The sequence below is a fragment of the uncultured Muribaculum sp. genome, assembly GCF_910583865.1.
Lineage (GTDB): Bacteria > Bacteroidota > Bacteroidia > Bacteroidales > Muribaculaceae > Muribaculum.
On record NZ_CAJTYX010000006.1, the window covers coordinates 40,261 to 63,932 of the forward strand.

17 protein-coding genes and 1 pseudogene are annotated in these 23,672 nt (G+C 53.2%); 12 read left to right on the forward strand and 6 right to left on the reverse strand.

What is annotated here, in order from left to right; translation table 11 throughout:
• Window positions 1-5: 5 nt before the first annotated feature.
• The 4 genes and pseudogenes from QZ303_RS02460 to QZ303_RS02475 form a co-directional block, all read right to left on the reverse strand.
• Window positions 6-755 (reverse strand): succinate dehydrogenase/fumarate reductase iron-sulfur subunit, encoded by a 750-nt coding sequence (locus QZ303_RS02460; protein ID WP_295728593.1) that lies wholly within the window; start codon window positions 753-755, stop codon window positions 6-8.
• A gap of 22 nt (window positions 756-777) precedes the next feature.
• Window positions 778-2,757: a fumarate reductase/succinate dehydrogenase flavoprotein subunit gene (locus QZ303_RS02465; protein ID WP_295728703.1), complete on the reverse strand. Its 1,980-nt coding sequence runs from the start codon at window positions 2,755-2,757 to the stop codon at window positions 778-780.
• A gap of 396 nt (window positions 2,758-3,153) precedes the next feature.
• Window positions 3,154-3,801 (reverse strand): annotated as a pseudogene (locus tag QZ303_RS02470) (succinate dehydrogenase cytochrome b subunit); the annotation flags it as partial.
• Between the two features lie 641 nt (window positions 3,802-4,442).
• Window positions 4,443-5,651, reverse strand: a complete 1,209-nt coding sequence (locus QZ303_RS02475; protein WP_295728595.1) for an OmpA family protein — start codon at window positions 5,649-5,651, stop codon at window positions 4,443-4,445.
• Between the two features lie 346 nt (window positions 5,652-5,997).
• On the opposite strand from QZ303_RS02475, the gene QZ303_RS02480 reads away from it, so the two are divergent.
• The 12 genes from QZ303_RS02480 to QZ303_RS02535 all read left to right on the forward strand — a co-directional run bounded on the left by QZ303_RS02480 (window position 5,998) and on the right by QZ303_RS02535 (window position 19,491).
• The gene (locus QZ303_RS02480) at window positions 5,998-6,870 is read left to right on the forward strand and encodes a M23 family metallopeptidase (RefSeq protein ID WP_295728598.1); all 873 of its coding nucleotides are present in this window, start codon (window positions 5,998-6,000) and stop codon (window positions 6,868-6,870) included.
• A 237-nt stretch (window positions 6,871-7,107) separates the two neighbouring features.
• Window positions 7,108-8,274 (forward strand): 1-deoxy-D-xylulose-5-phosphate reductoisomerase, encoded by a 1,167-nt coding sequence (locus tag QZ303_RS02485; RefSeq protein ID WP_295728601.1) that lies wholly within the window; start codon window positions 7,108-7,110, stop codon window positions 8,272-8,274.
• Window positions 8,275-8,277: 3 nt separating this feature from the next.
• A complete protein-coding gene (gene rseP, locus QZ303_RS02490) occupies window positions 8,278-9,642 on the forward strand; it encodes an RIP metalloprotease RseP (RefSeq protein ID WP_295728604.1) in 1,365 nt (454 codons plus the stop codon).
• A gap of 22 nt (window positions 9,643-9,664) precedes the next feature.
• Window positions 9,665-10,849 carry a class I SAM-dependent rRNA methyltransferase gene (locus QZ303_RS02495; protein WP_295728608.1) on the forward strand — a complete coding sequence of 395 codons (1,185 nt, stop codon included), beginning with the start codon at window positions 9,665-9,667 and terminating at the stop codon, window positions 10,847-10,849.
• A gap of 56 nt (window positions 10,850-10,905) precedes the next feature.
• A complete protein-coding gene (locus tag QZ303_RS02500; protein WP_295728705.1) occupies window positions 10,906-12,879 on the forward strand; it encodes a dihydrofolate reductase in 1,974 nt (657 codons plus the stop codon).
• Between the two features lie 37 nt (window positions 12,880-12,916).
• On the forward strand, window positions 12,917-13,939 hold the full coding sequence (pheS, locus tag QZ303_RS02505; protein WP_295728610.1) for a phenylalanine--tRNA ligase subunit alpha: 1,023 nt from the start codon (window positions 12,917-12,919) through the stop codon (window positions 13,937-13,939).
• A 14-nt stretch (window positions 13,940-13,953) separates the two neighbouring features.
• The gene (gene nth / locus QZ303_RS02510) at window positions 13,954-14,634 is read left to right on the forward strand and encodes an endonuclease III (protein ID WP_295728613.1); all 681 of its coding nucleotides are present in this window, start codon (window positions 13,954-13,956) and stop codon (window positions 14,632-14,634) included.
• A 21-nt stretch (window positions 14,635-14,655) separates the two neighbouring features.
• Window positions 14,656-15,321 (forward strand): trimeric intracellular cation channel family protein, encoded by a 666-nt coding sequence (locus QZ303_RS02515; RefSeq protein ID WP_295728616.1) that lies wholly within the window; start codon window positions 14,656-14,658, stop codon window positions 15,319-15,321.
• Between the two features lie 40 nt (window positions 15,322-15,361).
• Window positions 15,362-15,793 (forward strand): GtrA family protein, encoded by a 432-nt coding sequence (locus QZ303_RS02520; protein WP_295728619.1) that lies wholly within the window; start codon window positions 15,362-15,364, stop codon window positions 15,791-15,793.
• A gap of 164 nt (window positions 15,794-15,957) precedes the next feature.
• Window positions 15,958-16,752, forward strand: coding sequence for a patatin-like phospholipase family protein (locus QZ303_RS02525; protein ID WP_295728622.1), 795 nt, complete (start codon window positions 15,958-15,960; stop codon window positions 16,750-16,752).
• A gap of 7 nt (window positions 16,753-16,759) precedes the next feature.
• Window positions 16,760-18,472, forward strand: coding sequence for an alpha-amylase family glycosyl hydrolase (locus QZ303_RS02530; RefSeq protein WP_295728626.1), 1,713 nt, complete (start codon window positions 16,760-16,762; stop codon window positions 18,470-18,472).
• An 86-nt stretch (window positions 18,473-18,558) separates the two neighbouring features.
• Window positions 18,559-19,491 (forward strand): ribose-phosphate pyrophosphokinase, encoded by a 933-nt coding sequence (locus QZ303_RS02535; RefSeq protein ID WP_295728629.1) that lies wholly within the window; start codon window positions 18,559-18,561, stop codon window positions 19,489-19,491.
• Between the two features lie 101 nt (window positions 19,492-19,592).
• Here the strand turns inward: QZ303_RS02535 and QZ303_RS02540 are convergent, their stop codons facing one another.
• Window positions 19,593-22,778 carry a sialate O-acetylesterase gene (locus tag QZ303_RS02540; RefSeq protein WP_295728631.1) on the reverse strand — a complete coding sequence of 1,062 codons (3,186 nt, stop codon included), beginning with the start codon at window positions 22,776-22,778 and terminating at the stop codon, window positions 19,593-19,595.
• 132 nt (window positions 22,779-22,910) lie between these two features.
• Window positions 22,911-23,636: a HesA/MoeB/ThiF family protein gene (locus QZ303_RS02545; RefSeq protein ID WP_295728635.1), complete on the reverse strand. Its 726-nt coding sequence runs from the start codon at window positions 23,634-23,636 to the stop codon at window positions 22,911-22,913.
• Window positions 23,637-23,672 lie beyond the last annotated feature (36 nt).

Sequence of the window (23,672 nt, forward strand, 5' to 3'; positions counted from 1 at the left end):
TTTGCTTACTCAGCGCACTTTGCCTTGATAAATTCGCGGTTGAGGCGCGCAATGTTGCTGATTTTGATACACTTGGGGCATTCGGCCTCGCATGCGCCGGTGTTGGTGCAGTTGCCGAAACCGAGTTCGTCCATCTTCTTCACCATGGCACGGGCACGACGCTTGCGCTCTACCTGTCCCTGGGGAAGGAGTGCGAACTGGCTGACCTTGGCCGACACGAAGAGCATGGCCGATCCGTTCTTGCAGGCTGCCACACATGCGCCACACCCGATGCAAGTGGCGGAGTCCATAGCCATATCGGCGTTGACCTTGGAGATGGGGAGCGAGTTCGCATCCTGTGCGCCGCCGCAATTGAACGACACATAACCGCCGGCCTGCTGTATCTGGTCGAAAGCGTTACGGTTGACCATAAGATCCTTGATCACGGGGAATGCGGCAGAACGCCACGGCTCTACAGTGATTGTCTCGCCATCCTTGAAGCGACGCATGTAGAGCTGGCAGGTGGTCGCTCCCGTGGCGGGTCCGTGGGGATGTCCGTTGATGTAGAGCGAGCACATGCCGCAGATACCCTCGCGGCAGTCGTGGTCGAATGCGATAGGCTCCTCATGGTTGTTGACGAGCTGCTCGTTGAGTATATCGAGAGTTTCAAGGAACGAGGTGTCGGTATCGGTCTCCACGGTATAAGTGCGGAACTCACCTTTTTCCTTAGGACCGGCCTGACGCCAGACCTTGAGATTAACAGTCATATTTGCCATTTTGTAGAAAATTCTTTAAGAGTTACGACTTATAGTTACGTGTCTGCACCTTGATTGCCTCATAGTGGAGCGGCTCCTTGATAAGCTCGGGAGCTTTCTCGTCGCTTCCCTGATAGTCCCAGCATGCCACATAGAAGTAGTTAGCATCGTCGCGCTTGGCCTCGCCTTCCTCGGTCTGATACTCCTCGCGGAAGTGGCCGCCACAACTCTCGTTGCGGTTGAGAGCATCGTAGGCAACCAACTCGCCCATAGTGATGAAGTCCTTGAGGCGGAAAGCCTTGTCAAGCTCGTTGTTCATGCCCTCGGCGGTGCCGGGCACGTAGAGATTGGTCTCAAACTCCTTGCGGAGAGCCTTGAGCTTGTCGAGAGCAAGGGTAAGACCCTCCTTTGTGCGGCCCATGCCGACATACTCCCACATGATGTGGCCAAGTTCCTTATGAAGGGAATCGACGGAGCGCTTGCCCTGAATCTTGAGGAATCCTTCCTGGGCTGCGATACATTTCTTCTCGGCCTCGTCAAACTCGGGACCGTCGGTGCCGGGGCAAGGAACGGTAATCTGGTCGCTGAGGTAGTTCTGGATAGTATATGGAAGCACGAAGTAACCGTCGGCAAGACCCTGCATGAGGGCAGACGCGCCCAGACGGTTGGCGCCGTGGTCGGAGAAGTTGCACTCACCGATAGCGAAGAGGCCCTTGAGCGATGTCTGCAGCTCGTAGTCTACCCAGATACCACCCATAGTGTAGTGGATTGCGGGGAAAATCATCATCGGGTTGTAGTAAACCTGACCGTTGATCTCATTGCCCTTTTCGCCGGGATTCACATCGGTAATCTCCTCATACATGTCAAAGAGGTTGCCGTAGCGCTGACGCACCACATCGATGCCGAGACGGTTGATGGCCTCGGAGAAGTCAAGGAACACGGCGAGTCCGGTGTTGTTCACGCCGAAGCCCTTGTCGCAACGCTCTTTGGCGGCACGTGATGCCACGTCGCGGGGCACAAGGTTTCCGAATGCCGGATAGCGGCGCTCGAGATAGTAGTCGCGACGATCCTCGGGGATGTCGGAGCCTTTGATTTCACCGCGCTGGAGTTTCTTAGCATCCTCGATGTCCTTTGGCACCCAGATGCGTCCGTCGTTGCGGAGCGACTCCGACATGAGCGTCAGCTTCGACTGCTGGTCGCCATGCACGGGGATACATGTCGGATGGATCTGCACATATGACGGGTTGGCGAAATAAGCGCCCTTGCGGTAGCAGGCCATCGCAGCGGAGCAGTTGCAGCCCATAGCGTTGGTCGAAAGGAAGTAGGCGTTGCCATAGCCGCCGGTAGCGATTACCACGGCATGTGCCGCGAAACGCTCGAACTTGCCGGTGACGAGGTTCTTGGCGATGATTCCGCGGGCACGTCCGTCGATCATCACCACGTCGTGCATCTCATAGCGGTTGTAGCTCTTTACCTTGCCGAGATTGATCTGGCGGTTGAGCGAGCTGTAAGCGCCGAGAAGGAGCTGCTGGCCGGTCTGTCCCTTGGCATAGAATGTACGCGACACCTGCGCGCCGCCGAACGAACGGTTGGCGAGAAGGCCTCCGTATTCACGTGCGAAAGGCACACCCTGTGCCACACACTGGTCAATGATATTGTTTGACACCTCGGCCAGACGGTAGACGTTGGCCTCGCGTGCACGATAGTCGCCGCCTTTGACGGTATCGTAGAAAAGACGATACACGGAGTCGCCGTCGTTCTGATAGTTCTTGGCGGCGTTTATACCACCCTGGGCTGCGATGGAGTGGGCGCGGCGGGGGCTGTCCTGTATGCAGAAGTTGAGCACGTTGAAGCCCATCTCGGCGAGGGTGGAGGCGGCAGAGGCGCCTGCAAGACCCGTACCGACCACGATTACCGACAGACGGCGCTTGTTGGCGGGATTGACGAGCTTCTGGTGAGCCTTATAATTGGTCCATTTTTCAGCGATAGGACCTTCCGGGATCTTAGAATCGGCCGGATTCATCACTTTTACTTTGTCTAAATCTGTAGTTGCCATATCGCTTGATTAGTTAGCAGGTTCAACATTTGTTTCGGCGGCAGCGTCACCTTCAGCAGCCACGGGGCACGCAGCCTTGGTGTCGTTGAGATAGTCCACGAAATCGAGCACGCGACGCCACTGACCGATAGTCTCGATCTGCTTCTCGATGCGCTCTGGAGTAGCCTGATACTGTGCGGCCATCTCGGGATTTCCCTTAAGCTCCTGCATCTGAGCCTCTGCGTTCTTCAGCTCCTCAGCCGAGGGAAGCTGGTCGTAATCGAAACGATCGGCGGGAATGCCTACCATCTTGCCGAGCACTTCCTTGTACTGGTCACGAAGTGCGGCATCCTTCTTATAGAAATCCTGGTTTGCAAGCACGGTGAATACGATGGCTTGTGCGATGAAGAGCACAACGACAATCGATGTCCACCAGCAACCGATCTTCTTCAGACGACCGATCCAAACGTTGTTGTCCCATCCCACAGTGTGGAGCATCGACCAGAAACCGTGATTCATATGGAACCACAGGGCTACGAAACCGATTATATAGATGATGGGAGTGGCAACACAGCTGAATGCTTCCTGAATGAAGATAGTACCCATCGAGGGTGGAAGCACCTCTTCCACGCCACGAATCTCGACGAGCTGCATCTTTGCCCAGAACTGGATCAGGTGCACGACAAGGAAAGCGAGCACGACAATGCCGAGCACGAGCATGTTCTGCGACGACCACTCCACCCCCTTGGGAATGCTGTTGATGGCATAGCGGTCATTGCCACGGGCCTTGCGGTTCTGAAGGGTCAGCCACACGGCATAGATAATGTGAATGATGAAGAGGACGGCAAGCCCCATCGACGCTATGAGAGCGTACCAGTTGGCACCGAGAAACTCGCAGATCACGTTGTAGGAGGCGGGATACACGAGCGCTACCGCGTTCATCAAGCAGTGGAAAGTTACAAATAGGACAAGACAGATGCCGGTAACTGCCATTACCAGCTTGCGTCCTATAGACGAGCTTGTTAACCACATAGTAGTGTAATTTGGATTAAGTTAATTATGTAATTGATGTTCTGTAATGCTGCCTGTACGCTCCCCGACGGATTACACATATTCCTCTGCATTAACTCAATAAAAGATGCAGACTGAAAGACATGACCGTCTTGGATATGCAAATTTAAGACAATTTACATAGCGATACAAACATTAAAGAAAAAATTCACTAATCAAAAGGAATAATGACACCACGGTATTCTACCTCCCACGGTGCGATTACCGAGTTCTTACGGGCACAAAACATGTTATACAACATATTTTTGAATTTTGTTGACTTATTATTATGCGCATATTATCAAAAAGCGCTAAACTTGCACATGATTTCGCACAAACCTACATATGATATGTATCGGATTTCCTGCGAATAGACAATGGCTTTTACACAATAATTATCTATACTGACTATACCTTTAAATACACCAGGACTAAAAGAACTTCATTCTAAGAACTCTAAAACAGTAGATAGATTTCTCATGAATGGAAAGGCGGCAGAGCTTGTGATAAGCAATGCCGTCTGCTTTTTTATAGGTGAAACGCACAGGAAGGTAAAAAGAAAGTGACACCCCGGAAATCCGGAGTGCCACTCTATATAATCTTATTTATCTGTATCGCCGAGATTAGTCCTGCGAGAAGATTACGATACGGTTCCAGTTGTTCTCATCGTAAACCTGAGAATCAGATCCCTCAGCCTTGATGGTCAGACGGTCGGCAGGAATGCCATACTCCTTGGTAAGCATGTTGTAGACGTTCTGTGCGCGACGCTCTGAAAGCTTCATATTGTAAGCAGCAGTACCGGTGTCCTTGTCGGCATAACCCTTGATGACTACATTGCTGTTGGGGTTGGCCTTCATCCACTGAGCGATGTTGAACACATTGACAGTCTCGGTAGAGGTGATCTTGGCAGAGTTGATGGTGAAACGAACGGTAGAGAGCAGAGGAGCCTGTGCGTCGGGGCATTCGGGAGCTACTACCTCGGGGCAGGGAAGCTGGGCCTCGGCGGCTGCAAGAGCGGCACCGCATGTGGCGAGAGCGCCACGGAGGTCATTCACCTGACCGTTGAGCTGGTTGACATATCCCAGATAGTCGCAAGGATTGAATTTCTTGAATTCCTTTCCACCGAAGTTGATGTTGAAGCCACCGAGAACGTTAAGGTTCATGTCAACATTCTGTCCGATTGGAGAACCGTCAAATTCATCACCAAAGAGACCGAAACGTCCTTCCGCGAAGAAGTCAACATATTTGCAGAGACGGAAGCGGAGCTGGAGACCCATAGATACGGGGAACTCCCAGATGCGGCTCTTTACCGCACCGTGCTGTGTTGTGACAGCCGGACCCTTTGCCCAACCCCATGAGCGGGAAACGCCTACGCCCACGAAAGGAACAACGCTGAAGAAGCGGTCAGCCTTCACTGATCCGAAGCTGTTGAACATATCCCACATAAGGTCGGCGTTGGCATTGATATATTTAGCCTTGTTGTAACCAAGTTCATCAACATCAAAATGGTAAGCACCGCCCGTAGCGCCAATACGCCAAGCCAAATAGGGGGTAAACCACTTGCCGAATGCAATGTTGTAGGAAGCAGTAATGTGGCGGTGGTGCTCTTGACCGTCAGAGATACGATCGGTCATAGGTAGTTCCATACCTGCGCCAATCTGGAGGAACCAGTTGGCTCCGCGCTCCGAGTAGTAATGGTCGACACACTCGACGGCCTCAGTCTCGGTGATGGTAACTTCCTCAACAGCCACAGCTTCCTGAGCGGTAGCGACATTTGCCGAAAGCAGCATTGCGCCGCAGGCAGCAAAACCGGAAAGGATGTTCTTTTTCATTCTCTTTAGTTTTTTGATTTATACTATTGTTTTAACCCTTCATTATGCGGTTGATTATTCATCCGCCGCCGACCGCCGGTAGATGGCAGCCATTGTTGTTTTGTGATTTTGCTATTGTAACGCCGGACCATTCTCCTTTGTTCAGCAAAATTTTCACAAAGGTAAAGTTTAATTAGAATCTCTGCAACTTTTTTCGACAGTTTTTAACATTCTAATGTTAAAAACCGGCCCACATCCATTTTAGCAAACTATTATAAATCAGAAAATTATCAATTTACATTCATTCTATTGTTAATTTCAAATCCCATAATTTATGCTTATATTTGCAAAATTCAAAATCACCGCAATGAGCAGCAACGACATACCCAGGAAAGACAGGACACATACTGAAAACCACGTGCGCCACCGACTGCGCACCCATCGGCGTTTCCGCCTGTCGTTCATCAACGAAAACACTTTCAATGAAGTCTGGACCATAAGAATGTCGCAGAGAAAAGTCGTCGCATGCATCATACTGATATTCGTGGCAGTCGGATGCATGGCAGCGACCCTCATAGTGTTCACGCCCCTACGCACCCTTCTACCCGGATACCTGAAGCAGGAGGAAAGGCAGGAAAACACTATAAACCTGTTCCGTATCGATTCACTGCTCACCTCGGCACGCACCACTTCCGGCTACCTGAGCTCATTAGGGACAATATTGCGTAGCGACACCATCGCGACAATCGCTTCGGAATCGAACAGGATGGCCGTAATGGACCATGCCGTCTCACCCGACTCGCTCATGCCGGCATCGGAAGCCGAGAAGGCACTCGTGCACAGAGTCGAGGAGCGAAAGCGCTACACACTCGACAAGCGCGCCCCTTCGTCGGGAAGATCCGCACTATTCCACCTTCCGGTGAGCGGAGGGAGGCTGACCGCAGCACCACCCTCCACAAGTGTGTCCATAGCAGCCCCGCGCAACTCGGCAGTAACAGCCCCCGCTTCAGGCAGTATAGTCGATAGAAGCTACTCCCCCGAAGATGCATGGACTGTGATAATCCAGCATCCTGACGGATATGTGACCCGCATAGGAGGAATCTCCGAGACGACAATCGAACGGGGAAAGAACGTGACCGCCGGAGAGACAATAGGCCTAACCGACACAATCTCCGACATAACCGTAGAGATGTGGAACGCCGGAGTCAAAATCGATCCGCTCCGTTTCATGACGCCGTAAGAGATACTATCGCTCGGCAAAATCAAATAAAATTTGTTTTTGCTCTCGACTTATTCGTATCTTTGACTATCGTCTTAGATACTCACGCTCGGAAAAGCTCAAATAAATTTGGCTTTGCACTCGACTTATCCGTATCTTTGGCTATCGCCTTAGATACTCACGCTCGGAAAAGTACAAGTAAACTTGTCCTTTTCTCTCGACTTATTCGTATCTTTGCACATATATTTATATTAATACGTGAATTCACAGAAAAATATAGCGGTACTCGGGAGCACAGGCTCTATCGGAGTACAGACACTCGACATCATATCGGAATACCCCGACAGATTCCGTGCCACCGTGCTCGTGGCCGGACACAACGTGGATCGACTCATCGACCAGGCCAGACGCTACAAACCGGCCCTGGCCGTTATAGCCGACAAAAGCCTATATCCCACTCTGCACGCCGCCTTGTCGCCACTGGGAATCGAGACGGCGGCGGGAGCTGAAGCCATAGCCGACTCCATGGAACGGGATGACGTGGATACCGTAGTCACGGCAACAGTAGGATATAGCGGCCTGGCCCCTACCCTTCGGGCCATCGATGCCGGCAAGCAAATAGCACTCGCCAACAAGGAGACAATGGTCGTGGCGGGAGAGCTGGTGACAAGCCGCCTCGCACGCTCGGCATCACGTGTCATACCGGTAGATTCCGAACATTCAGCCATATACCAGTGCTTCCAGGGAGAGGATCCATCGACAGTGAAACGTCTCCTCATCACAGCCTCCGGAGGACCGTTCCGTACCCGCAGCATCGAGGATCTTGGAAGCGTGACAGTGCGCGACGCACTCGCACACCCAAACTGGTCGATGGGAGCCAAGATTACCATCGACTCGGCTACAATGCTCAACAAAGCCTTCGAGATAATCGAGGCACGATGGCTCTTCGGTATCACACCCGACAGGATAGAAGCCGTTGTACATCCCCAGTCGATAGTCCACTCAATGGTAGAGTTTGCCGACGGGGCGGTGAAAGCCCAGCTCGGCGTGCCCGACATGCATCTCCCCATACGCTATGCACTTGGCGACGCCACCCGTCTCGCCACCGACCGTCCCGGCCTACGGCTCCAGGACTATGCCCGGCTGGAATTTTTCCGTCCCGACACCGAAAAGTTCCCGCTCATCAACATGGCATATTACGCACTGAGCCGAGGAGGCAACACGGCATGCGTGATCAATGCCGCCAACGAAGTGGCCGTCGACGCATTCCTTCATGAGCGTATCGGCTACCTTGACATCCGGCGCATAATCGAGGCGACACTCGCCGACGTGCCATTCATCGCCAACCCCGGCTACGACGATTATGTAGCCACAAACACCCTCGCAAGGCGTATCGCCGCCGAGCATTCCAAAAACAAGAAATAATAAATGGAAGCATTTCTGATAAAAGCGGCGCAACTGATCGCCGCATTCGCCCTGCTTGTGATCATTCACGAGTTCGGCCACTACATTTTCGCCCGCATGTTCGGCATAAAGGTCGAGAAGTTCTACCTCTTTTTCGACCCCTGGTTCTCTTTGGTGAAATGGCGTCCAAAAAAGAAAGCCCTGCCGGGCGGCAAGGATGACAGCCGGGCCACATGGCGCGACACGGAGTACGGTATAGGATGGCTTCCCCTCGGAGGCTACGTGAAAATCGCAGGCATGATCGACGAATCGATGGACCGCGAGCAGATGAACAAGCCCGCACAGCCTTGGGAATTCCGCTCAAAACCGGCATGGCAGAGACTGCTTGTGATGGTGGCCGGAGTGCTGATGAACTTCATCCTTGCCATAGTGATTTACGCCGGCATAGCATGGTATTGGGGCGAAAAATACATCGAGTACCGCGACGCGAGCGAAGGAATGGAATTCGTGCAGTCGGCCAAGGACATAGGATTCCGCGACGGTGACATACCGCTGCTGGCCGACGGAGAGGAGATGTACGCCTCCGATCCTTCGAGCCTCATGAAGATGGCCGAGGCAAAGACCGTGACAGTGCTGCGCGACGGGCGTGACTCGGTGGAGATCGCAATACCCGAGAACTTCATATTCCGCCTCAACGACGACAAAGGCTTCTTTACCTACCGTCTCCCTGTGGTTGTCGACAACACTGTGGGTGGTGAACCTGCCGACAAGGCAGGACTACAGCCGGGCGACAAAATAAGGACCATCAACGGGGAAAGGGCATCGTCCTATACGGATTTCACCCGTCTGCTCGCCGAGAACGGCGGCAAGCAGATAGACCTTGGAATCGAGCGCTCCGGACGCAGCGTCAACGTAGCCATAACCCCGACCGAAGGTGGCAAGATAGGCATACAGCTCCGTCCCCTCACCGACGTATATCCCGTGCATGTGAAGCGCTATGGACTGCTTGAGTCAATCCCCAAAGGATGGGAGAACGGCACAGGCAAGCTGTCGGCCTACATCGGCTCGATGAAGTATGTGGCCACAGCCGAGGGAGCTAAAAGTCTCGGCGGATTCGGAGCCATCGGCAGCATGTTTCCCGACAGGTGGAGCTGGATCTCATTTTGGGAAATCACAGCATTCCTGTCGGTGGCGCTCGCTTTCATGAACATTCTTCCAATCCCGGCGCTCGACGGCGGCCACATAATGTTCCTTCTATACGAAATCATATCTCGCCGAAAACCGTCGGAAAAATTCATGGAGTATGCACAGATATGCGGCATGGCGTTCCTGGTCATGCTCCTGCTCTACGCCAATGCCAACGACATCTACCGTTTTTTCATAAAATAACACCCTCTCCGACTATATAATTATGGAATATCCTCGCATCACGCTACGACGCGGCAAAGAACAATCGCTTGAGCGTTTCCATCCCTGGGTGTTCTCCGGAGCTGTCGCCCATATCCCCGACGGGATCGAGGAGGGCGACGTGGTGGCCGTAGAAAGCAGCGACAAACGTCTCATCGGTGTGGGACACTACCAGATAGGGAGCATCATCGTGCGCATTCTCCGGTGGGGAGATGCCGTCATCGACGAGACATTTTTCGCCGAACGGCTGAAAGCGGCCTTCAGCCTGCGTCGTGCTCTCGGCCTGATACGTCCCGACAACAACGCCTACCGCCTGGTGCACGGTGAAGGCGATTTTCTTCCGGGGCTCGTGGTCGACATCTACGGCGACACCGCAGTACTGCAGGCCCACTCACCGGGCATGCACTTCATGCGCGACACCATAGCCCGGTGTCTCACCGAAATTCCCGAAGCGGCCATAAAGAATGTCTACTACAAGTCGGAGACAACACTCCCCTACAAGGCTCACCTCGATCCACAGAACGACTACATCATAGGCACGTTCTCCACAAACGTGGCGATGGAAAACGGGCTACGATTCAATATCGACTGGCTCAAAGGACAAAAAACAGGGTTCTTCGTCGACCAACGCGACAACCGCGCCCTGCTCGAAAAATATTCAGCAGGACGACGGGTACTCAACATGTTCTGCTACACCGGAGGATTCTCGGTCTATGCCATGCGCGGAGGAGCGACATCCGTATGCTCCGTAGACAGTTCCGCCAAGGCCGTGACGCTCACCGAAGCAAATGTTGCGCTCAACTTCCCCGACGACACACGCCACACGGCTATAGCGCAGGATGCGTTCGACTATCTCGCCGGCATGGAGCGTGGGGCTTTCGACCTCATCATCCTCGACCCTCCGGCCTTCGCCAAACACCGCAGCGCCTTAAAGAACGCGCTCACAGGCTACCGGCGTCTCAATGCCGCAGCTTTCGCCAAGATAGCCCCCGGAGGAATCCTGTTCACGTTCTCATGTTCACAGGCTGTGAGCCGCGAACAGTTCAGGCTCGCCGTGTTCTCCGCCGCAGCCCAGAGCGGCCGCAAGGTGCGCATACTCCACCAGCTCACACAGCCCGCCGACCATCCGGTCAACATCTACCATCCTGAAGGCGAATACCTCAAAGGGCTTATCCTTTATGTAGAATGAAATAACCGTACATCATGAACATATCACGACATATCGCCTGCGGCTGCATAGCGGCCATGGCACTTACTTCAACCTCATCCGCAATGGCCTCCGACAATAAGAAATTCGACTACGTGGTCGACCGGTTCGCCGATATAGAGGTACTGCGCTATCCGGTGCCCGACTTCGAGAAACTGTCACTGAGCCAGAAGATGCTCGTCTACCACCTTACCGAGGCCGCACTGGCCGGACGCGACATACTTTGGGATCAGAACTGCCGACTCAACCTCGAGTTGCGCGACATGCTCGAAAAAATCTACACCGGCTACACCGGCAATCGTGAGGATCCTGAATTCAAGGCGTTCGAGAAATACCTTAAGCAGGTATGGTTTGCCAACGGCGTCCACCACCACTATTCGATGGACAAGTTCAAGCCCGAATTCTCACGCCGGTGGATCATGACACAGCTCGTGAAGATTCCCGACAATCAGCGTCCACCCCACGAACCACAGCTCATAAAGCTGATATTCAATCCCGACTTCATGGCCAAGCGCGTCAACCAGGCCGAAGGTCAGGATCTTATCATGACATCGGCTGTCAACATGTATGAGGAAGGTCTCACCCAGAAAGAAATCGAGGATTACTTCAATGCCATAAAGGACACCACTTCGCTCACTCCCGTATCCTACGGGCTCAATACGAAGAAAGTGAAAGTCAACGGCAAGGTCACGGAGCTCCCTTACAAACTGGGAGGTCTATACACAAAGGCCATCCAGCGCATAGTACGCGAACTCTCCCTCGCCTCGATTTATGCCGAGAATCCGGCTCAGAAAGCTTATATCGACAAACTCATTGAATTCTATACCACCGGCGACCTCAAGACCTTCGATGACTACTCCATCCTTTGGGCCGAGGAGACCGACTCGCAGGTAGACTTCATCAACGGATTTATCGAAAGCTACGGCGACCCGCTCGGTATGACCGGCTCGTGGGAATCTATCGTCAACTTCAAGAACATCCCGGCATCTAAGCGCACCGAGACCATCAGCGGAAATGCCCAGTGGTTCGAAGAACATTCGCCTGTCGATCCGCGCTTCCGCAAGGAGAAAGTGAAAGGGGTGACCGCCAAGGTAATCACCGCCGCCATTCTCGCCGGTGACGCCTACCCTGCCACACCTATCGGCATCAATCTCCCCAACGCCAACTGGATTCGCGCGGCACACGGCTCTAAGTCCGTGACACTGGAAAATATCACCCAGGCCTACGACGAGGCATCACACGGCAACGGCTTCAATCAGGAGTTCGTGATTGATGACGCCACGTCCAAGCTGCTCGACGACTATCTGTTCATCACCGATAATCTCCATACCGACCTCCACGAATGCCTCGGCCATGCATCGGGCCGTCTGCTCCCGGGTGTCGATCCCGACGCGCTCAAAGCCCACGGCTCCACTCTTGAGGAGGCCCGCGCCGACCTGTTCGCGCTCTACTACCTGGCCGACCCCAAGCTGCTCGAACTCGGGTTGCTCGACAACCCCGACGCCTACAAGGCCGAATATTATAAGTATATCCTCAACGGACTCATGACACAGCTCATGCGCATAGAGCCTGGAAAGGATGTCGAGGAGGCTCACATGCGCAACCGCAAGCTCATCTCGGAATGGGCCTACGAGCATGGCAAGCCCGACAACGTGATTGAATATGTCAAACGCGACGGCAAGACCTACATCCGCATCAATGACTATGCCAAGCTGCGACAGCTCTTCGGACAGCTCCTTGGAGAGATACAGCGCATAAAGAGTGAAGGTGACTATCAGGCCGGGCGTGACCTTGTGGAAAAATATGCCGTGAAGGTCGATCCCGCCATCCACAATGAGGTGCTCGAGCGCTACAGCCATCTCGACATCGCCCCCTACCGTGGATTCGTAAACCCGGTCTATTCACTCGTGCGCGACTCCGACGGCGCCATCACCGACGTGACAGTCTCCTACTCCGAAGATTACATTCCGCAGATGCTGCGCTATTCACGCGACTACCGTACTTTGAAATAAAAACCGTAACTTTGCATCCGTAAAATCTACTTAGCAAATGTTAGACAAGATACAAGCACTCCATGCCGAAATCGACGGTCTGAAAGCCGCCGACGCAGCCGAAGTGGAGTCACTGCGCATCAAATACCTCAGCAAGAAGGGTGAGATAAACGCACTGTTCAACGACTTCCGCGCGCTATCCCCCGACGAGAAACGCGCCATCGGCGCCCCGCTCAACGAACTAAAGACATTCGCCACCGACAAGATCAACGCCCTGCGCGATGCCCTCGACAACGGCGAGGCCTCCGAAGTGTCGATTGACATGAGCCGAACCGCAGCCCCCTTAGCGCTTGGCACCCGCCATCCGCTGTCGCTCGTGCGTGCAGAAATCATCGATATATTCTCGCGCCTCGGGTTCACACTTGCCGAAGGTCCCGAAATCGAGGATGACTGGCACGTGTTCTCGGCCATGAACTTCGCAGCCGACCATCCGGCACGCGACATGCAGGACACATTCTTCATCCAGCGCTCGCCCGACGTGTTGCTGCGCACCCACACATCGTCTGTGCAGTCGCGCGTGATGGAGACCACGCGGCCACCTATACGCATCATATGCCCCGGACGCGTCTACCGCAATGAGGCCATATCGGCACGTGCCCACTGCTTCTTCCATCAGGTGGAGGCCCTGTATGTCGACAAGAACGTATCGTTTGCCGACCTACGCCAGACCCTACTGTATTTCGCACGTGAAATGTTCGGCCCGGAGACAAAGATACGCCTGCGCCCGAGCTACTTCCCCTTCACCGAACCCTCGGCCGAGATGGATATCTCCTGCAACCTGTGTGGAGGCAAGGGATGCTCTTTCTGCAAACACACCGGATGGGTCGAAATCCTCGGTTGCGGCATGGTCGACCCTGCCGTGCTCGAGGCCTGCGGCATAGACAGCTCGGTATATTCCGGATTCGCACTCGGCATGGGTGTCGAGCGTATCACAAACCTGAAATACCAGGTCAATGACCTGCGTCTCTTCTCGGAGAACGACACAAGATTCCTCGACGAGTTCACTGCGGCACATAAATAAAAAGAGCCAACGACATGACCACGAAAGAGCGCTACCGACGGGTATTGGAAATCTTTGACAAGGCCATGCCCGTGGCGGAGACCGAACTACACTACGACACGCCGTTCCACCTTCTGGTGGCGGTAATCCTGTCTGCACAATGCACTGACAAGCGCATAAACATGGTCACACCCGCGCTCTTCGAGGCCTACCCTACCCCTGCCGACATGGCTGCAGCCACGGAGGAGGAGATTTTCGGATACATCCGCTCCGTATCATATCCCAACAACAAGACCCGTTCCCTGTTGGGCGCGGCACGGATGCTTGTCGATGAGTTCGGTGGCGAAGTGCCATCCGACATCGACTCGCTGATGCGCCTGCCGGGAGTAGGCCGCAAGACCGCCAACGTGATGCTCGCCGTTGTATGGAACAAGGCCGCCATGGCTGTAGACACCCACGTGTTCCGTGTGAGCGAACGCATCGGCCTGACCACCGGATCAAAGAATCCGCTCACCACCGAGAAGGCCCTTTGCGCCAATATCCCCGAGGAGGTCATCCCCAAGGCCCACCATTGGCTCATACTACACGGACGATACGTCTGCAAGGCCCGGCGTCCCGACTGCCTCAACTGTTATTTAACCGAAGTCTGCCGATATTACTCTGACGGCACCAGGAAAGCGCCGGTATCCGACAAGATGCCTCGGCAAGACAGATAAGCCAAATAACGACCCGTCATCATGGACTACGAGCAGGCATTCCTATTCATCATCGAGGTAATCGGCACTGTAGCGTTTGCCATATCCGGCATAAGAATGGCAGCGGCAAAGCAGTTCGACTGGTTCGGGGCCTATACCGTGGGGCTGGTCACTGCCATAGGCGGAGGAACTTTGCGCGACATCCTCCTCGACATACCGGTATTCTGGATGCAGACATGGTGGTATCTCGCTGTGACAGGGCTGTCGCTGATTGTGGTGATAGTGTTCAGACGCATACTCGTGCACACCCGCGTGCTCTTCATCTTCGACACAATCGGGTTAGCCCTTTTCGTAGTGATAGGCATACAAAAGACCATCGACGCCGACTATCCCCTATGGGTGGCCATAATAATGGGAATAATCACAGGAGCCATCGGAGGTGTGATACGCGACATACTAATCAACAGCGAGCCGCTCCTGTTCAAGAAGGACCTCTATGCCACGGCATGCCTCGCCGGAGGGCTGGTCTACGGAATGCTGATCGCGTTCGGCGCGCCGGTAACTGTGCAGGGAATAGCATGCGCGGCCACGGTAATAGCCATGAGAGTGCTCGCATTGCGCTACGGATGGTCGCTCCCCGTACTCGGCGACACATATTGCCTCGACACCCCCGACCGTCAGAACCACAAAGACTGCGACAAAAAATAAACAACCATAATCCCCCGTGGAAACATCACAGACACAAAGCATGAAACTCCCGCTAAACCAGTCAGCGCTACAATTCATAAAATACGCTTGCGTAGGCGTAATTAACACGCTCGTGACTTTCGGTGTGATTATTCTGTGCAAATCAATCCTCGGCCTGAATCCATGGTTATCCAACGCCCTTGGCTACATCTGCGGCATCGTCAACTCGTTCATATGGAACAAGCGGTGGGTGTTCCGCACATCAGGCAACTACGCCCGTGAGGCGATAGCATTCCTGTCGGGAGCGGCCGTGTGCTATGGCGTGCAACTCCTCACTGTGTGGCTTCTGTTCAATGAGACCGGACTACGGACATGGGAATACACGCTGTTCTCTTTCACCCTCTCCGGCTACGGAATAGCTACAGTCTGCGGCAACATCATATACACAGTGTCGTACTACATCTACAACAAGCTTATCACATTCCGCAGCTGACCAAGGAGGACGTGCAGCTATTAACATTCATTAATACACAACGCCCGCTTTTTATTCCCCGACGACCCATACTCTTTCAGTTGAAAGAACTAAATTTGTGTGTTCACTTGTTATATTTGTGAGATGACTTAATAAATCTGATTTCACAAATAAGACCTATGGTAATGTTTCGACGTCGACCCTATAAAATCGGTCTTGCGCTCAGCGGAGGAGGAGCCAGAGGATTCGCCCATCTGGGCGCGCTGTATGCCCTGGAAGAGCAGGGTATACATCCCGATATCGTGGCCGGAGTAAGTGCCGGCAGCATAGCCGCGGCTCTCTACGGAAGCGGACTCCGCCCGATGGAGATAATGCGCTGCTTCATGAAGGCCCGTTTCTGGGACTTCTGCGAAATAGGTGTCCCCAGCGGAGGATTCTTCACGATGAAAGGATTCCACGCTTTCATCAACGAGAATCTTAAAGTCAGGAGACTTGAAGAATGCCCCGTACCGACAGTGATATGCGCCACCGACCTCGACAACTGCAAACCGGTCCAGTGGCGGAAAGGCTCAATATCGGAGCGTGTCCTCGCCTCATGCTCCATGCCTGTAGTGTTCAAGCCGGTAGTCATCGGAGGAATACATTATGTCGATGGTGGAGTGCTCCACAATCTGCCGTCATGGGCAATACGCGACGACACCTCACACCTGATAGGGATAAACGTAAGCCCGCAGATAAAACCCGAGCGTTCCTCAGGCAACATACTGGATGTCGCCACACGATCATTCCACCTGATGTCGAGAAACAATGCCGTTGCCGACATACAGTTGTGCGATACTGTAGTGTCGGTAGATTCAATCGCCGACATGGGCGTGTTTACATTAAAAGAAAAGGAAAGGATGTTCAAGAGCGGCTACTATGCAACAAAGAAAGCGCTCGCAGAATCTCCGATTCCGAAGTCGTCATTTTCAATCCTATGACCGTTTTATGACCACCGAAAAACCGATCATCTATCAGCTTCTTCCCAGACTGTTTGCCAACCCGTGCGATCATTGCGTGCCCGACGGCACCATTGAGCAGAACGGTTCGGGAAAGATGAACGACATCACCTCGAAAGTGCTCAAAAGCATAAAAGGACTTGGTGTCACACACATATGGTACACCGGAGTTATCGAGCACTCCAACAAGACCGACTATAGCCGTTATGGCATACCCCGCGACAATCCATACATCGTAAAAGGACGCGCAGGATCGCCGTATGCGATAAAGGACTACTATGATATCGACCCGGACATCGCTGTCAACGTAAACAAGCGTATCGAGGAATTCCAGGCGCTTGTCGACCGTACTCACGATGCCGGGATGAAAGTCATTATCGACTTCGTGCCCAACCATGTGTCCCGCCAATACATTTCCGACGCCAAGCCTCCGAAAGTAAAGGATTTCGGAGTAGGCGACGACCGCAATCGCTTCTTTGCCCGCGACAACAGCTTCTACTACATACCTCACCAGTTGTTCGCGCCATCGATCAACCTCGGTTCGGGCGACAACGCATACGTGGAGTTTCCCGCCAAAGCCTCGGGCAACGACTGTTTCACAGCATTCCCCTCGCAATATGACTGGTATGAGACCGTCAAGCTAAACTACGGCGTGGATTATGGCGACCAAAGCAGGCATTTCTATCCCATTCCGCGCACATGGCACGACATGCTCGCCATTCTACGCTACTGGTGCGATATGGGGGTCGACGGATTCCGCTGCGACATGGCCCACATGGTGCCGCTCGAATTCTGGCAATGGGCCATATCAAACATCCGCGAACGCTATCCCCACATTGTGTTTATCGCAGAAATCTACGATGTGGCGCTCTACCGCGACTTCATCAAATACGGCGGGTTCGACTATCTCTACGACAAAGTAAACCTATACGACACACTGCGCGGCATACAGTGCCACAACGTGTCGGCGGCCCAGCTCACCCACTGCTGGCAGACCGTGGAGGGGATTGGTGCAAACATGCTCAACTTCCTCGAAAACCACGACGAACAACGCTTCGGCTCGGTGCAGTACGCCGGCGACCCGTCGCTTGTCATACCGTCGCTCGTGGTGAGCGCGTTCATCTCGACAGGCCCGATGATGATATATGCCGGACAGGAACTCGGCGAACAGGCCACCGATGCCGAGGGGTTCAGCGGGCATGACGGCCGCACCACCATATTCGACTACTGGAGCATACCGACCATACGTCGCTGGATGAATTCCGGCAATTGGGACTCCGAACTTCTTACCTCGCGCGAACGCTGGCTGCGCGACAAGTACAAGACCATACTCACCATCTGCAACCAGGAGAAAGCCATAGCGAGAGGCCGGTTCTTCGACCTGATGTATGTCAACTACGAGAATCATACCCTCAATCCCCATCGCCAGTACGTGTTCCTGCGCAGTTGTGACGACGAGACGCTGCTCATAGCCGTAAACTTCGACTCCGTGCCGTGCAATCTGAAGATCAACATCCCACTGCACGCGTTCGAGACACTGGGCATACCGCAAGGCGACTGCGTGGCCATCGACCTGCTATCGCACGACATGATGCGCAAGCATCTGTCGTACGACATGCCGTTTGAGGCCGAAATCGGGCCTTACGATGCGACGGTTTGGAAAATCAAACACAAGAACGTGCTGTCACGCTATAAAAAGTAGACCACGACGGGTCGATTATCCGCCAAAAAGCGATAACTTTGCACCATCGAATCCGAAATTTCTGAACTTAAATACACTTTCTTGTAATGTTACCCCCTTTTAAGATTTTTGCCGGTACGAAGTCGGAGTACATGGCCAAGGAGATATGCAAGGACCTTGGCGTGGAGCTTGGCAAAATGAACATCCAGCACTTCGCCGACGGCGAGTTCGAGGTGTCGTTCGAGGAATCCATCCGTGGATGCGAGGTATATCTCGTACAATCCACATTCCCCAACAGCGACAACCTCATGGAGCTGCTGCTCATGATCGACGCTGCCAAGCGTGCATCCGCAGCATCAATCATCGCTGTCATGCCCTACTTCGGATGGGCACGTCAGGACCGCAAGGACAAGCCGCGTGTGTCGATTGCCGCAAAGCTCGTGGCTGATCTTCTCAGCACAGCCGGAGTAAACCGCGTCATCTGCATGGATCTCCACGCCGACCAGATTCAGGGATTCTTCAATGTACCCGTCGACCATCTCTACGCATCGTCGGTGTTCATCCCCTATATCGAGTCGCTGCATCTCCCCGACATGGTGATCGCCACTCCCGACGTGGGCGGCGCGAAGCGTGCCAACAACTACGCGAAATACTTCAACGTGCCCCTCGTGCTCTGCCACAAGCAGCGCGCCAAAGCCAACGTTGTTGCCTCGATGACCGTAATCGGTGAGGTAAAGGACAAGAATGTAATCCTCATCGACGATATGGTCGACACAGCCGGCACTATCACCAAGGCAGCCGACCTTATGATGAGCGAAGGCGCCAAGAGCGTGCGTGCTCTCTGCTCGCATGCCATCATGAGCGACCCCGCAAGCCAACGCGTCACCGACTGCGGCATCTGTGAGATGATATTCACCAACTCCATCCCATACACCGGCGACTGCAAGAAGTGCACCATCCTCTCTGTAGCCCATCTCTTCGCCGACACCATCCGCCGCGTCCACGAAAACCAGTCCATCTCCTCACAGTACCTCATCTGATAAAACGTATCGTAACATAAAGCAAGGGCTTCGTTTTCATCAAACGAAGCCCTTGCTTTATGTTGTATTTGAGCCTATATGATACAGGACAAGCACTTAAATCAGATATGAAACACAGCGGTACGAGCTGTCGATGATGACGCTACGCGGAGCACGCGCAATCCCGAGCCGAGAGTGCGGATGCTTATAGCAGCATCACCGTCCGACATCGGCACGCTCATAAGGCGGCGTCCGTCGACAGTGTAGACTTCGAGAGAAACACCATTACCGTAGAGTTGCGACGACACGTGAAGATTCTCGCCATCGAGCCGAAGGCGCAAACGTGCATCCTCAGCCGTGACAAGCTGTATTCCGGTAGTATGCCCTTCCACAAGCTCAACCGAACCTATACAATCGAGCTTACGCTCATTGCCGAAACGGTCTGTAGCGATTCCATATTTATCGGAGAGGAGCTTATCGCTCCCCATTCCCACGCCGTTTGCATCCATCGACGCGAATATATAGGCGTTATCATCATTTCGCGGCAACAAGCCGGCATAGTTGGCCGCACCTTGGGAAACACTGTAGGGAGATACGTTGAGTTGAGTCTTTTCATCACACACAGGCACACCGCGATCCTGTCCGGAAGTGTTGTCCTGCTTGAGTGTATAGAATTTGCCCACTACGGAATGGTTGATATTGATATTCTCCTGCTTTGCAACGGTATATTCACCGGCATGCAGGTCAGAATACTCTTTGTTGCCACCGGTAGTGTTACCCTCAAGAATCGTATTTACAATATTGGTCTTTAGATCGGACTCCCACAGAAGAATCGTGCTGTGGAATGTATTGCCATTGCTGTGATTACCCGTCACGGTACAGTTATATATATTGAGCGTCTGGGTAGGCGACACGTTACCGTCATTATGCACCCATGCCACCGATCCACAGGCATTATTGGTATTGCCCGAGATGGTGCAGTTTATGAAATTATATACGAAGTTGCGCTGGCCGCAATTTTCTGCCACAAGCACGCCGCCGTGGTCATTGGGAGCCTTGTTGTCAAGTATGTCACAGTTCTTCACAGTGAAATGCTGGTCGGCTATATTGGTCCATCCGAGCTGGAACACACCACACTGGTTCGACGATTCATTACGGGTAAACACGCAGTTGTCTATATCAACGCTGGTTCCCCATATAGACATAGCTCCACCACGCGAATCGTTGTTTCCCTCATTAGGATTTTTGATCGACTTGTTGGCGTCAAATACGGATTTATCCACCGTGAGCTGAGAGGTCAGGTACGTGTAGACGACACCACCGCGAAATGCTATATTGTCCACAAACGACGAACCGGTTATCAACACATTTCCACAATTGCGCAGGCTAAAAACTCCGCCGTTCTCATCTATCATGCGCGATGTGCCGTTTCCCGAAAAAGAGCAGCCCTCCACGGTAAGGTCTCCACCGTTCATGCTCAACACTCCACCTGCGCCGTTGGCAAGGAAATTCGTGAATGCAAGATTGCGAAGCACCATATTGACACGTTCGGTCTCGGCAAGACGAGTGGCACCCATGCCGTCGAGACATGCGCCGTCACCGGCACCCTCTATTGTAAGAGCGGTGTAGCCTTCAAGATTCAGTTCATCGGCTACCTGCACCGTACCGTTCACAACCACCTTCGCGCCGTCCCATCTCACCGAGGCCACAGCCTTGGTGAGAGAAGAAAAAGGGGCGGTAACGGAACCGTCGTTGGTATCCGCGCCATTTAAAGCATCGACATAGGCCACGTCGAGAACGCCCGGCTCACGTTCTTCCACAGGCACCGGATTATTGTTCTCGTCAAGAATCTCAAGCTCATCAACCTTCTTCTCAAGAGTATAGTAGAACGCCATACCGAAATTGTAGAGAGGATACGGCTTGCCATAGATTACATTGCCATCGGCATCCTTAGGCTCGTAGTCGGGACGCAGGCGCGTCTCGGAAGCGTTGCGGGAATAGACATAGCTGCCGTCAGAATTCTTCGCATCAAGATCGACATAGGTCAAAGCGCTCTTATAGGGGTCGCTGTCGCGAAGATTGCCATGGCCCTGGAGATGGTCGAGTCCTGCAGGCTGGTTCTCTATGCGAGCCTCGGGATCGGCATAAGTGACCACGACCTTACCGGTTAGCGCGTTGTCAAACTTCATCACGACATCATCACCCTCGATTGTGATACTCTTGATATTCTGACGAGCACCGCCACCATATCCATTATGGTAAACATTGAAGCCGTAATTCTTTATTTTAGGAAGTATATCGGTATCAAATACCATCGGTCCTACAGGCACATAGTATTTAACGCGGATGGTCTTTCCTCCATCCTCACGCGTGATTTTCTTCGGCTGGAGGGGAATCACCTTCTCACCAAGCACCTGGCTCTTATAGTAAGCCTTGGCAAGCATCTCGCCGAACCAACGATAGCCGTTGGCATCGAGATGCCCGCCACGATCAGTGCAAGGATAAGGGGATCCCGCCATTATGATGTCGTCATATTCGTTGGCGGCCTGAAGTTGCGCCATACCTATGCTGATTTTATCACGCACATACTGTGCGCCGACCTGATAGGTAATCCACAACGGAGCCTTCTGCTGACCGTATTTGGCCATGATGTCATGCTGCATGTTGTTTTTCAGCTTTAACATGAATTCCTTGTAGGTCTTTGTATCGGTGCAGTTGTCCTCTCCTGCGTTAAGTCCGCAATGCTCGCCCTTGACAATATAGTTGAACTCTCCCTGCATCCAGAAGATGGCAGGACAAGTAATAGCATCGTAGCCCGACTTCCTCGTCTCTTCAACCGCATGATCCAACGATTCCACAAACTGGCCGTAGAACTTACGCTGCGTGCACTCCTTTGAAAGTTCCTCGATTGACGCACCACTTACACCAACGGAAGTGGCGAGCAGATCCTGTCCTTTTAAGAAAGTGAGCTGCATATGGTTTACAGCACCATGTATCGGGCACTCAGAGATAGCAGTTCCATTACGATGGTTGTCGTTACTTTCCGTACAGAAGTGTGCCATCGTTCCCCTCAGAGGTTGGAGCGTCCATGTACCCCAATGCGCATCTCCGATTCCGGCGTTGACCCATACCTCCGGGCCAAGCATGTAGTTGCCCGGAATATTCTCCACGGATACTACGGGCCATGACTGATGGCCGGTGGAAAGACTCTGTCCGTTGATTATGAACTGCTGGATATCCTTGGCATAAGCGCCCGAAGGTAGAGCCAGCACGGCGCCTGCGATGACGCCATGAATGAATCGTCTCATAACTTGCTGTGCTATGGTTTTTAGATTAGTGTTGGATATTATATATCCACAAATTTACCATCGCACAATTAATTTACACTTAACATGCGCATACATGTCAATTAAAATGAACGCCATCTGAAAAAAAGCCTTTCAACGGCCATATTTTATGGTGCGGAAGGTCATGGTCACCGCGTCAAACAGCAGCATGCGCCGGTCAAGCAGGTCACCGGCCTTGGCGAGGCACTTTATTACCTCGGTGGCTTGAAGCGTGCCTATCACTCCCGCCACCGTGTTCATGATGCCGTTGACCGAACATGGCTGTTCCCGGCGTGGAGGAATGTCGCCGAACCATGCCCTGTAGTCGGCTCCTCCGGGAAGATAAGTGAACACCTGCCCGGCCATGCGCTGCACAGCACCGTAGACCATAGGCTTGCCGAGAGCCACGCAGGTGTCGTTAAGCAGCATGCGAGTGGCGAAATTATCGGTACAATCGGCCACCACATCATATCCTTCCACAATCGACCTCGCATTGTCGGGAGTGAGCATCTCGGTCATAGACACCACTACGACATGTGGATTGACGGCACGCATCTTGGCGGCGGCGCTCTCGACCTTCAAAGTGCCGATGTCGGATGTATGATGTATCACCTGACGTTGCAGATTGCTCAACGACACAGTGTCACCGTCAATGACACCTATCGTACCCACCCCGGCGGCGGCAAGGTACAGGCACACGGGAGAGCCGAGTCCGCCCGCTCCCACAACGAGCACACGACCGCCCTCTATGGCGCGCTGTCCGGGAATGTCAATCTCACAAAGAGCCGTGTGGCCGCTGTAGCGCACGGAAATATCATCGGCAAAAGTACTGTCATCCATTTTCTGTAAGTAACTCGCAAAAATTATTTTATATTT